This is a genomic window from Sphingopyxis sp. (assembly GCF_036675685.1).
Lineage (GTDB): Bacteria > Pseudomonadota > Alphaproteobacteria > Sphingomonadales > Sphingomonadaceae > Sphingopyxis.
In genome coordinates, this window is the sequence record NZ_JAKFEM010000057.1 from 129,957 (window position 1) to 142,148 (window position 12,192).

Annotated in this window: 12 protein-coding genes; 9 read left to right on the forward strand and 3 right to left on the reverse strand. The window is 64.8% G+C overall.

Going from position 1 to position 12,192, the window contains the following annotated elements:
• Window positions 1–98: 98 nt before the first annotated feature.
• The gene (locus V6M50_RS19235) at window positions 99–1,040 is read left to right on the forward strand and encodes a hydroxymethylglutaryl-CoA lyase (RefSeq protein WP_332820195.1); all 942 of its coding nucleotides are present in this window, start codon (window positions 99–101) and stop codon (window positions 1,038–1,040) included.
• Window positions 1,041–1,091: 51 nt separating this feature from the next.
• On the opposite strand, the gene copD is transcribed toward V6M50_RS19235, so the two are convergent.
• The gene (gene copD / locus V6M50_RS19240; RefSeq protein WP_332820196.1) at window positions 1,092–2,036 is read right to left on the reverse strand and encodes a copper homeostasis membrane protein CopD; all 945 of its coding nucleotides are present in this window, start codon (window positions 2,034–2,036) and stop codon (window positions 1,092–1,094) included.
• A 4-nt stretch (window positions 2,037–2,040) separates the two neighbouring features.
• Complete coding sequence (gene copC, locus V6M50_RS19245) at window positions 2,041–2,418, reverse strand: copper homeostasis periplasmic binding protein CopC (RefSeq protein WP_332820197.1); 378 nt, start codon at window positions 2,416–2,418, stop codon at window positions 2,041–2,043.
• A gap of 149 nt (window positions 2,419–2,567) precedes the next feature.
• On the opposite strand from copC, the gene V6M50_RS19250 reads away from it, so the two are divergent.
• The 8 genes from V6M50_RS19250 to V6M50_RS19285 all read left to right on the forward strand — a co-directional run bounded on the left by V6M50_RS19250 (window position 2,568) and on the right by V6M50_RS19285 (window position 11,261).
• Entirely contained in the window at window positions 2,568–2,834 is a 267-nt protein-coding gene (locus tag V6M50_RS19250; RefSeq protein ID WP_332820198.1) for a hypothetical protein, read from the forward strand.
• Window positions 2,834–3,274 (forward strand): periplasmic heavy metal sensor, encoded by a 441-nt coding sequence (locus V6M50_RS19255; protein ID WP_332820199.1) that lies wholly within the window; start codon window positions 2,834–2,836, stop codon window positions 3,272–3,274. Before V6M50_RS19250 ends, V6M50_RS19255 begins: the two co-directional genes overlap by 1 nt.
• Window positions 3,271–3,837 (forward strand): RNA polymerase sigma factor, encoded by a 567-nt coding sequence (locus V6M50_RS19260; protein WP_332820200.1) that lies wholly within the window; start codon window positions 3,271–3,273, stop codon window positions 3,835–3,837. Before V6M50_RS19255 ends, V6M50_RS19260 begins: the two co-directional genes overlap by 4 nt.
• 60 nt (window positions 3,838–3,897) lie before the next feature.
• Entirely contained in the window at window positions 3,898–5,703 is a 1,806-nt protein-coding gene (locus V6M50_RS19265; protein ID WP_332820291.1) for a copper resistance system multicopper oxidase, read from the forward strand.
• Entirely contained in the window at window positions 5,700–6,806 is a 1,107-nt protein-coding gene (locus tag V6M50_RS19270) for a copper resistance protein B (protein ID WP_332820201.1), read from the forward strand. Before V6M50_RS19265 ends, V6M50_RS19270 begins: the two co-directional genes overlap by 4 nt.
• A 314-nt stretch (window positions 6,807–7,120) precedes the next feature.
• A complete protein-coding gene (locus tag V6M50_RS19275; protein ID WP_332820202.1) occupies window positions 7,121–9,814 on the forward strand; it encodes a TonB-dependent receptor domain-containing protein in 2,694 nt (897 codons plus the stop codon).
• Between the two features lie 11 nt (window positions 9,815–9,825).
• Complete coding sequence (locus V6M50_RS19280; protein WP_332820203.1) at window positions 9,826–10,530, forward strand: hypothetical protein; 705 nt, start codon at window positions 9,826–9,828, stop codon at window positions 10,528–10,530.
• On the forward strand, window positions 10,527–11,261 hold the full coding sequence (locus V6M50_RS19285) for a hypothetical protein (RefSeq protein ID WP_332820204.1): 735 nt from the start codon (window positions 10,527–10,529) through the stop codon (window positions 11,259–11,261). Before V6M50_RS19280 ends, V6M50_RS19285 begins: the two co-directional genes overlap by 4 nt.
• A 4-nt stretch (window positions 11,262–11,265) precedes the next feature.
• Here V6M50_RS19285 and hutC read toward each other — a convergent pair whose 3' ends face one another.
• Window positions 11,266–12,030: a histidine utilization repressor gene (hutC, locus tag V6M50_RS19290; RefSeq protein WP_332820205.1), complete on the reverse strand. Its 765-nt coding sequence runs from the start codon at window positions 12,028–12,030 to the stop codon at window positions 11,266–11,268.
• Window positions 12,031–12,192 lie beyond the last annotated feature (162 nt).

The window sequence follows — 12,192 nt, forward strand, 5'->3', positions numbered from 1 at the left end:
TCTGCTAGAGACAGGTCGCGCCGCCCATGGTCAATCTATACTTAGAATGCTATGTAATTTTCAACCTGCTAAATGACTCGGGCAAATCAGGACGCAAGATGTTGAAAAATCGACGGGTGGAAATGGTCGAGGTCGGTCCGCGCGACGGCCTGCAAAATGAATCGACGATCGTTTCGACCGTCGACAAGGCCGAACTGATCCGCCGCGCCATAGCCTATGGTGTGCGCCGCATCGAGGTCACGAGTTTCGTCAATCCGCGCCGCGTCCCGCAGCTCGCCGATGCCGAGGAACTGGTCACAATGCTGCCCGAGCGCGGTGACGTGACCTACATTGGACTGGTGCTCAATCGCCGCGGCGCCGAACGCGCGCTGGCGACCGGCCGGATCGACGAACTGGGCGCGGTATGCGTGACGAGCGACAGCTTCGGCATTCGCAATCAAGGCCAGACCTCGGATGAATCGCTCGCGGCGGCGATGGAGATTGTCGCGCTGGCGAAACAGGCCGGGCGCGGCGGCCAGATCACCATCGCCACGGCCTTTGGCTGCCCCTTCGAGGGGGAGGTTGCGATCGACCGCGTCGTCGACATGGCGAAACGCGCCGCGGACGCGATGCCACGCGAAATCGCGCTGGCCGACACGATCGGCGTCGGTGCGCCGGCACAGGTCGCGGACATGGTGGGCCGGGTGCGCGAGGCGATCGGCAACTTGCCGGTCCGCGTCCATTTCCACAATACGCGGGGTACCGGCCTCGCCAATGTTTGGGCCGCGGTGAATGCGGGTGCGGCGACGGTGGATGCGTCGCTTGGCGGGCTCGGCGGCTGTCCCTTCGCACCGGGCGCCGCGGGCAATGTTCCGACCGAGGATGTCGTCTATCTGCTCGAGCGATGCGGCGTGTCGACCGGCCTTGCCCTTCCGCAGGTGGTCGAGGCGGCGGCCTGGCTTACCGAAGCCATGGATCGCCCGCTCCCCGCCATGGTGAGCAAGGCGCCCGGCTTTCCTATGGATTTCCGGCCCTTTGGGGATCAGGCGCCAAAGGCTTGAGATGCTGACGTGGCGATCCTTCGTCGGCGGCGGAGATGCCCGGACCGCGGATCATTGCGTTGGCGAAGCAGGAAATGGCTCAAGCGTTCCGAACCAGGCGACGAGCGCGAGGATCGCGGCGGCGGCAAACGCCTCCAACAAAAGGCTCCGGCGCATCGCGATAATGGCGATGCGGGGATCGCCATCAGCGAGCGACACGGTCAAGGCCGGGGTCAGGCGCCAGCGATTGGCGGCCGCGAGAACCAGCATCGAAGCGAAGAGCAGCAGCTTGGCGAGCAGAAGCTGCCCGTAGGGCACGGAAAGCGAGCCTCCGAGATTGGCGGCGCCCACGATCATCTGCGCGTTGACCAGGCCTGTCGCCGCGACGACCAGCACGCAAATCGTCCCGACAGACGCGAAGCGGTCGAGGCCGCGCGCCGCAATGGCCATCTGCGCGGGCGCTAGGCCGCCGCGGCGCGGCGATAGCAGGATCAGGAAGGCGGCGATCGCGCCGAGCCATAGCGCGGCGGCGATCATATGGAGCGCGTCGCTCGCGCGATGGATCGTCCCGGGCAGGCCTTCGCTCGCGCCCGCATGACCCGCCCAGATCAATGTGGCGAGCGCGGCCGATCCGGCAATCATCAAAATCGTCGCCGCGATGGTTGGCCGTTTGGCAAGCTGGGTCGCCGCGGCGAAGCCAGCGGCGAGCGCCGTCATGCGATACACCCACGCCGCGCCAACGTCGGTCTCGCAGATCATCGTCACCAGCATCGTGTGATCGACGGCGAAGAGTCCGACACCCTGCATGCTGGCGGTCAGGGCGATGATGCCCACCAGCGAAATGACCAATCCCAAAGCGCAAAGCCAAGGCAGCGGTCGGAAGAGAATCGCGGCGACACCTGCATTCCGGCGCTCTTCGCGCCCGAGCGCGTAGAAGAGGAAAGCCGCCAGTCCCACAATAAGCATCAGATCCACGAAAAGCGCGAACCGGACGCTTATTGTGAGGACGTCGGCCATGGTCCTATTTCACGGTGAAGCCGAATTCGCTGCCCATGCGGTGCGTGTCGGCGCCCGCGGCCGACCATTTGACCTTGTAGGTGCCGGGGACGAGCGCGCGTTTCGGGGTCAGGGTCATCGACTTGCCGTCCTTGCCCATCGCCGAGGTGATAGCGATCTTCATCGGCGGATGGTCTTTCATGCCGGGCATGCCGGTCATCACCAGTTCGGTTTTCACGGTTGCAGCGACGAGCTTTTCGTTGAATTTCAGATGGATCGCGGTCGGCTTTGAAACGGTGGCATTTGCCGCAGGCGTCGATCCGACAAGCTTGGCATGCGCCAGCGCGGGGGCTGGCATCAGCGCCAGCACGGCGGCAACGGCGGGGAGAAGCGACTTATACATAAAAAACTCCAACTGAATGTCTGTCCTGCTAATACGCATGGCAATGCGGGCGCCCTCGGAATAACAATCCTTTCGAGATCAGGCGACCGTTGAGGGGTGACGGGGCCAGGCGCGTATCATCCTTTGAAATGACTGGCGGGAAAAGGCCAATGGACGACGAACTTCGGATCCTGAACGCGGCGGAAATGCCGGCGGCACTCGATGCGCTCGACGGGCGCGTCCTGCATGCGCTCGCGGCGCGGCGGCGCGAGAGCGCTGCCATGCGCCGCACGATGGCGGTCGCGGCGCTTGTGTCGCTCGGCGGCGGAGTCGTCGCGGGCAGCGCCTTCGTTCCGGCAGCGGTGGCGGCAAGCCCGCTCACGCCGCTTGTCCCCGTCAGCCCGCTGGCACCGTCCACGCTCCTGGATTCGCGCTGATGACGCCTTTGCGCCGTGTTTTGATCGTCGGGTTCATCGCGTTCCTGGCTGCGGTCGCGGGCGTGTTCGTTGGCAGGATGCTCGTCGACGCACCGCGCGCGAACGAGACCGAGCTCCACGCGCTCCTGCACCGCGAGGCAAAGCTGTCCGCCGGGCAGGAGAAAAAGCTCCACCTGATCGAAGCTCGGTTCGCGGCGCGGCGCGAAGCGCTCGAGCTCGAGATGCGCGCGGCCAATATCCGGCTGGCGCAGGCGATCGAGGCCGAACATGGTTATGGCCCCCGCGTCACCAAGGCGATCGACGAGACGCACGAGGTGATGGGCGAGCTGCAGAAGGAGACGCTCCAGCATCTGTTCGCGATGCGCGGCGTGCTCGACCCTGACCAGGCCGCGATGTTCGACAAGACCGTGGTCAAGGCGCTGACCGCCGATGCAAGGTGACCCTCGACCTATCGCAGTGTAGCGACCGCGAGCTCGCCGCACTCGCCGGGACCGGGCGGGATGACATTTATCGCGAGCTGCTCGCGCGCTACAAGGCGCCGGTCTTTCGCCTGATCCGTCATCATGTCGGCGATGCGGACGAGGCGATGGACCTGACGCAGGAAAGCTTTGTTGCCGCGTTTGCCGCACTCGCGCGCTACGATGGCGAGCGGCCGTTCCGGATCTGGATTTCGCGCATCGCGCTCAACAAGTGCCGCGATTGGGCGCGCCGGCGCGCGGTGCGATCCTTTTTCACGCGCGCGCTGCCGCTCGAAAATGCGCATGATGTGGCGATCGATGCCCCGGCGCCCGATGTCGAAGCCGGTGACCGCGAAGAGCTGGCGCGGGTGCGAAAGGCCATGTCCGGATTACCGCAGAATTTGCGCGAGGTGCTTGTCCTGCGCGGCGTGGAGGAACTCAGCCAGTTGGAAACCGCCGAATTGCTGAAGGTCAGCGAAAAGACCGTCGAAACGCGGCTCTACCGCGCGAGAGCGAAGCTGCGCGCGTTGCTGGGTGAAAAATGAAGTGAGGGGCGGGCGCCGGCATCGCGTATGCCCCTAGAGAGACAAACATCAACAGCCGGGATTTTTATGCAGATTGACAGGCGTGGGTTCGTGAACGGCGCGTTGGGTGGGGGGACGCTGGCCGCATTGGCGGCGTGGTTCCCGGCGTGGGCGCAGCCGGTTTCGCCCGGCATCGCTTCGACGCTGCCGACCGTTTCGGGCAACGACATCACCCTGCGCATCGCGCGGCAGACGATGCGGATCGACGGCAAGGTCAGCCGCGCGATCGGGATCAACGGCACCGTTCCGGGACCGCTTGTGCGGCTGAAAGAAGGGCAGACCGCGCGGCTCACGGTCGTTAACGACCTCGACGAGGATAGCTCGATCCACTGGCACGGCCTGATCCTGCCCTTCCAGATGGACGGCGTCCCGGGCGTCAGCTTTCCCGGCATCAAACCGCGTTCGACCTTCGTCTATGAATTCCCCGTCGTCCAGTCGGGCACCTATTGGTATCACAGCCATTCGGGCCTGCAGGAGCAGCTTGGCCATTATGGCCCGATCGTCATCGACCCCGCGGGTGCCGACCCCATCGGCTACGACCGCGAACATGTCGTCGTGCTGTCGGACCATAGCCGGCTGTCGCCCGAGGCGATCTTTCGCAAGCTCAAGGTCGACCCGGGGCATTTCAACATGCAGCGCCAGACGCTTTCGGGGCTGCTCGCGGGCAAGGACCAGCCACTGAAGGAACGTGTCGAATGGGGCGCGATGCGCATGGACCCGACCGACGTCGCCGACGTCAACGGCTCGACCTACCAGTTTCTCGTCAACGGCCATGGACCGCGCGATAATTGGACGGCGCTGTTCAAACCGGGCGAGCGCGTCCGGCTGCGCATCGTCAACGCATCCGCCATGTCGATCTTCAACGTCCGCATTCCCGGCCTTCGCCTGACGGTAGTGCAGGCCGACGGGCTCAACGTGGTGCCGATCGCGGTCGACGAATTCCAGATCGGCGTCGCCGAAACCTATGACGTCATCGTCACCCCGGTCGAAGACCGCGCCTATACGCTGGTCGCCGAGGTTAATGACCGGTCGGGAATGGCGCGCGCGACGCTGGCGCCGCGCGCCGGCATGGCGGCCGAGGTTCCGCCGCTGCGCGAACGCCCGCTCGCGACGATGAAGGACATGGGCATGGGCACAATGTCCGGCGGCGCCGGCGGCGGCGATGCGTCGTGCACCGCCGAGCATGCGGCGATGGGGCATTGCACGCTGGCGGGCGGCGATGCAGCCGCGCCTAACCATGCCGCGATGGGGCATGGCGCCGGCGGCATGGATCACAGCATGCGCGACTTCGATGTCGCGCCGCAGGTCAAGCGTGACCCGAGCGTCCAGACGATCTCACCGATGCCCGTCGATCGGATGGGCGAGCCGGGGCAGGGGCTGGAGGATGTCGGGCACAAGGTGCTGACCTATCGCGATCTCGTCGCGCTCGACCGCAATCCCGATGTCCGGGCCCCCGAACGCTCGCTCGACATCCACCTCACCGGCAATATGGAACGCTTCATGTGGTCGTTCGACGGCGTGAAGATGTCGGACCATCACGAACCCATCCCTTTCATCGAGGGCGAGCGGGTGCGCGTGAACCTGATCAACGATTCGATGATGAGTCACCCGATCCATCTCCACGGCCACTTTTTCGAGCTAGTGACGGGCAAGGGCGACCGCGCGCCGCGCAAGCATACGGTGATCGTCCAGCCGGGCGGGATCGCGACCTTCGACCTTACCGCCGACGCGCTCGGCGACTGGGCGTTCCATTGCCATCTTCTGTATCACATGCACGCCGGGATGATGCGCGTCGTCAGCGTGCGCCCGCGCGGAGAGGCGGCATGATGCGCGCGACGCTGCTCGCTGGCCTGTCGGTCCTCGCCTTTGCCGCCCCGGCCGCAGCCGAGGCACAGCATGGCGCGCATCAGGATGTGCAGCTCGCCGCCCCGCCGACCCCGGAGAAAATGGAGCCGATGGACCATGACGGCCATCGCGAACCGGCTCCGCCGACCAGCGATCCCGATTGCGCGCCGGAGCATGCGGCGATGGGGCATTGCACGCCAAAATCGGCCGAGCCCGCGCCGCCGCCGGCCGATGATCCCGATTGCCCGCCCGAACATGCGGCCATGGGTCACTGCACCCCCAAGCCGGCGCCGGGCGCCGCGCCATCCGCCGAACCATCGGGCGCGACCGGAACCGATCTGCCCGCAGGGGACGCGCCTGCTCCGGCATCGCCCGGCGACTGGTACGCGGATCGGCTCTACCCGAAGGCGGAGATGGACCATGCGCGCCATGCGATGATGCTGGAAAATGGCGGGCAGGCGACCGGGTTCATCAGCTTCAACCTCGCCGAATATCAGGCGCGCAAGGGGCGCGACGGCTTCCGGTGGGACGGCGAAGGTTGGTATGGCGGCGACATCAATCGGCTGACGGTCAAGAGCGAAGGCGAAGCGGTCTTCGGCGAAGGCGTCGAAAGCGCCGAACTGCAATTTCTCTACAGCCGGGCGATCGGCCCCTATTTCAATGCGCAGGCGGGTCTCCGGCAAGATCTGGGGCCTGGCCCCGATCGCACCTATGCCACCGTCGGGTTTGAGGGGCTGGCGCCCTATTGGTTCGAGGTCGAGGGCTCGCTGTTCCTGTCGGACAAGGGCGATGTCCTGGCCCGGCTCGAAGGCTATTACGACCAGCGCATCACCCAGAAGCTGATCCTCCAGCCGATGGCCGAGTTTAATTTCGCGCTGCAGGATGTTCCCGAAAGCGGCATCGGTTCGGGCCTGTCCGACGTCGAGCTCGGCCTCCGGCTGCGCTATGAAGTCGTCAAGGAGTTCGCGCCTTATGTCGGCGTCGAATGGGCGCGCAAGATCGGCGACGCCGCGCGCTTTGCGCGGGCCGACGGCGACGATGCCGACAGCGTCAGCCTGGTGGTCGGGGTGAAGACCTGGTTCTAGCGCCGTGCGTTAAATCCGCACCATCCGAAAGCACGCGTTGGCGGCGGGGCTTGGCTGTGCAGCCGGGTGACACTCGCGCAATTTTATTACGTGTTTTCTGCAGGCGAAGACGCCTTGGCGCATGCCTCACCCGCATATGCACAAGAAAATTCAAATGCCGTGAGGGGTGGGACGCTGCCGTGCGTATATCCAAAGTGCGTTGCGTACTCCGGATAGATATATAAACTATTGATATATAGGAAAAATTTCTATTGACCTGTATATACAATTAATGCTGTCTAGTGCGAAGCATGAACCAAAAAGGGGGTTTCGCCATGACGATCAAAATCAACTTGCTTGCCGGCGCCGCAGCCGTCGCTTGCCTCGCCACGCCGGCGGTCGCGCAGGATGCCACGGCAGCGGACGCGGGCGCCACCAATGCCAACGATATTGTGGTGACCGGATCGCGCATCCGTCGGCAGGACCTTGCCGGCGTCGGTCCGGCGACGGTTGTGTCGGCCGAGCAGATCGAAAACACCGGCGTCGTCAATATCGAGACGGTGTTGCAGCGCTTGCCGGCGAACGCCGGTTTTGCGGGCAACCAGACCTCGGCGTATTGGACGGGCAACGGCTATGGCACCGCACAGGTCAATCTGCGTGGTCTTGGCATCAAGCGCACGCTCGTGCTGCTCAACGGCCGCCGCCTGGTCGCGGGCGGCACCGGCGCAAACTCGTCGCCCGACCTCAACATGATCCCGGTCGTCGCGCTCGCGCGCACCGATGTGCTCAAGGACGGCGCATCGGCGATCTATGGCGCCGACGCGATGGCGGGCGTCGTCAACCTCGTGACGCGGACCGACTATGAAGGCCTCGGGATCAGCGCGCGGCAGGGCATCACCGGAAAGGGCGACGGATCGGACTTCACCGCCGACCTGATCTGGGGGATGCGGAACGACCGCGGCGGCTTCATGGCGGCCGTGACGTACCAGAAGACCAGCGCAGTCAACATGGCGAGCCGCGCGCCCTGCTCGCTCGCCGAAACGACCCCGGGTGCGCTGAGCTGCATCAACAGCGCTTCGACGATCGGCGGGCGCGCGGTGCTGCCGAACGGCCAGCAGATCAATTTCAACCAGGTGCTGGGCGGCAACGGCAACTTCTTCGAGCCGTACAATGCCGCCAAGCATAACTTCAACTCCGCGCCTTTCCTCAATGCGGTGAGCCCGGTCGAGCGCATAAGCACGGCCTTTTTTGCCGACTACGACCTGACCGACGGCATCGAGGCATTCGGCGAATTTCTCTATACCTTCCGCAAGTCGAACCAGATCGCGACCCCGGGAACGCTGCGCAACCTGTCGATCGCGGCGAGCAATCCGACCAACCCGACGGGGCAGAATATCGTCCTGATCCAGCGCCGGCTCGCCGAGCCGGGGGCGCGTCAGTTCTTTCAGGAAACCGACACCTGGCAGGGCATCTTCGGGCTGCGCGGCAAGCTGTCGAACGATTGGGGTTGGGAAGTCGCGGGCGCCTTTGGCCGCAATACCGCGGTCGACGGGTCGACCAACATCGCCAACCTCGAGCGCGTCCGCAACACGCTCGACACCAGCAAGTGCAGCCTCGCCGCGGGAGCTTCGATCCCGTGCGCCGACTATCTCGGCTTCGGCGATCTGACGCCTGAGGTGCTCGACTATATCCTCTTTACCTCGCGCGACCGCGGCGGGAACGAGCTCGCGACGGTCACCGCCGATCTCAACGGCGATCTGTTCAAGCTGCCTGCGGGGGCCGTCTCCTTTGCGGCGGGCGTCGTCTATCGCAAGGAAAAGGGCTGGCGCGATCCCGATCCGCTGACCGTGCTCGGCATCGCCAACACCAACCAGCAGAGCCCGATCTCGGGAACCAGCACCGCCAAGGAAGCCTATCTCGAGCTGTCGGTGCCGATCCTTGCCGATACGCCCTTCTTTCAGGCGCTGACGGCGGGCGGCGCGGTCCGCTATTCGAACTATGATCTGTTCGGCAGCGACTGGAACTACAAGGCGAGCCTCGACTGGGTCATCAACGACAGCGTCCGCCTGCGCGGCACCTATGGCACCGGCTTTCGCATTCCGAACGTTCCCGAACTGTTCGGCGGCGTATCCGAAGGCAATCTGACCACGACCGACCCCTGTTCGCGCTATTCGGCCAGCGGCAACGCGACCCTCATCGCCAATTGCCAGGCGTCGGGCGTGCCGGCGAACTATGTCCAGCTCGGTTCGACGATTTTGACGACGGTGGGCGGAAACGAAAACTTGCAACCCGAAAGCTCGACCACCTGGACGGTTGGGACGGTCGTCTCGCCCAGGGGGCTGATCCCTGGGCTCTCGCTCACCGCCGACTGGTTCGACATCAAGATCAAGGATGCGATCCGCGCGATCCCGGGATCGACCAAGCTCGCCATCTGCTACGCGAGCGCGAATCTCTCGCATCCCTTCTGCGACGATTTCACGCGCAGCCCGCTGACCGGGGAAGTTACTTTTCTCTCGGCGCAGCCGATCAACACCGGGCGCGAGGAGATGAACGGTCTCGACCTCGGCCTCGTCTACAACAATGACATCGGCGGCGTGAATATCTCGTTCGACGTCAACCTGACCTATCTCAACAAATATGTCGTCTATCCCTTCCCCGGCGGCGCACCGATCGATTTCGACGGGTTCATCGGCGGCGGCAACGGCGGCTATCCGAAGTGGCGCGGCTACGGCGTGCTGACCGCCGAAAAGGACGGCATCAGTGCGACCTGGTCGACCCAATGGATCGGCAAGGCGACCGACTTCAATGCCGATCCCGGCGACATTGGCTATCGCACGCCGAACATCTTCTACCACAACCTCCAGCTCGCCTATGAGATCGATGAGAAGACGCGGTTCCAGCTCGGGGTCGACAATCTCTTCAATCGCAAGGCGCCGTACATCCAGAGCTTTACCGATGCGAATACCGACACGATGACCTATGACCTGCTCGGCCGGCGTTTCTATGTCGGTTTCCGTACGGCGTTCTGAGGGGTTCGGTCATGGCAATTCGTTGGCCGCTGCTTGTTCGGCGAACGCATAAATGGCTGGCCCTGGTGGTCGGCGTCCAGGCGCTGCTCTGGACGCTGACCGGCCTCTATATGGTCGTTGTCCATATCGACATCATCCACGGCGACCATCTGGTGCGCGCGCCGGCGGCCGAAGCGTTCGACCTTGCTGGTCTCGTTCCGCCGTCGCGGGTCGTGGCGGCCGCCCCCGGCGTGTCGGAAATTCGCCTGCAGCGCTTCCTCGACCGCCCCGTGTGGCGCGCCGAGACGCCCGAGGGACCGAGGTTATACGATGCCCGCTCGGGCGCGCCGCTGCCTGCCCTGACCGAGTCCCAGGTCCGCGAGCAGGCGCGGCGCATCTACGCCGGCGACGGCGCGATCGTCTCGGCGCACCTGCTCACCACGGCGCCGCTGGAAATGCAGTCGCGCAAGCCCCCCTTCTGGCAGGTCGAGTTCGAAGGCTGGAACCGCCCGACGCTCTATTTGTCGCCGCAGACCGGCGAGCTGATCTCGCGGCGCCATGCGTTATGGCGGGTCTTCGACTTCGTCTGGATGCTCCACATCATGGATTATGACGAGCGGACCGACGTCAACAACCCGCTGCTCCGCGTCGCGACCTGGAGCGCCTTTGCGATGGCGCTGACGGGCGCGTGGCTGCTGATCTGGTCCTTCCAGCGCCGCAAAAGGAAGAAGGCATGAAGAAAATTCGCCTCACGCCGCTTTTCTTCCGCCGCATCCACAAATGGGTGGGCCTGATCCTCGGGCTCCAGTTCCTGCTCTGGGCCCTGAGCGGATCGGTGATGGCGCTACTCGACAAGGACAAGGTCGGCGGCCACGGCGGGGGGATGTCGCATGCGCATCCCTTGCCGGCGGGGGAGTATTTCGACGTCGCCGCCTTGCCGCGCGGCGAACCCGTTACCGGGGTGGTCCTGCGCGATCTCGGCGCCCGGCCGGTGTACGAGCTCCGCTCCACCAAGGGGGTGCGCCTCGTCGACGCGACGAGCGGCGAGGATGTTCGCGTCGACGCGGCGCTTGCCCGCGACATCGCGGCGATGATGAACGAGGCGCCGATCCGCAAAGTGAGCGTGCTCGCAAAGCCGAACCTCGAAGCGCGCGATCATGAAGGCGCGATGTGGCGCGTCGATTTCGCCGATGCGGAGAACAGCAGCGCCTATGTCTCGCTCGACACCGCGCGTTTCCTCGTGATGCGCGGCGACACTTGGCGGACGTGGGACTTCTTCTGGATGCTCCACAACATGGACTATCTCAACCGGAAGAGCTTCAACCACCCGCTGATCATCTTCGTCGCTTTCGGGGCTGCATGGCTTTCGGGGACCGGATTCTATCTGTTGTTCAAAAGCTTCAGCCGCGCCGACTTCCGCTGGTTGCGCCGGCGCCGCAAGCCTGTCGTCACGCGAAGCACCGCCTGACGCGTCAGTCGTCGATCGAGAAGGCGGCCGACAGCTCGAATCGCGTGCCGGGATGCGTCAGCCAGGCGTGGCTGACGAGGCGTGAGCGGCTCCATGTCCGCCGCGTCATCCGCAATACCGGCTCGCCGTCGGCCAGCCCGAGCATGCCGTGCGTCCGTTCGTCGGGCATCATCGCGCAGACGCGATGCTCGACCCGTTCGAGCGGGGCGGTGCGCGTCAGATACTCGTTCGGCGTCATCTGCGTGAAGTCGATCTTGCCATAGTCCGGCGCCGCGGACGCGAGCACGAAGCGTTCCTCGAGCTGGATCGGGAACTCGGCTTCGTGATGCACGATGATCGAATGGAAGATGCGGGTGCCCAGCGGAACCTCGAGCAGCGCCGCCGTCTCGGCGCCCGCGCGTTCTTCGAGGTTCTGCACGACGCGGGCGCGATAGATATGGCCGCGTCCGCGAACTTCCTCTGCGATGTTCCTGATCTCGATCATCTGGCCGATCGGCCGGGGCTCCGCAATAAAGGACCCGACACCGGCGCGGCGAACGACGATGCCCGATGCCTGTAACTCGCGCAGCGCGCGGTTTGCGGTCATGCGCGACACGTCGAACTGCTCGACCAGTTCGGCTTCGGACGGAACACGGTCGCCGGGTTTCAAAAGGCCGTCGCGTACGGCGTCCGATATGCTTTGCTTGATCGCGGCATAGCGAGGGGGTGAGCGGTCGTCCTCGACCGATGGCGCAATTTTTCGGTCTATGCGGGTGTCGTTCGTGGCCATGCTCTTGCGGAATGGCGAGGGCGATTCAGAGTTCATCGCTCGTATATACAAGTGGCCATGCGCAAATTCCAACCACGCACGCGCTTGGGAACCGAACCCAGGATCTGCGGTCATGGCGGCGGCGAGCAGGCGGCTTCGGCCAAAACGCCGTGGCGGGCGTGC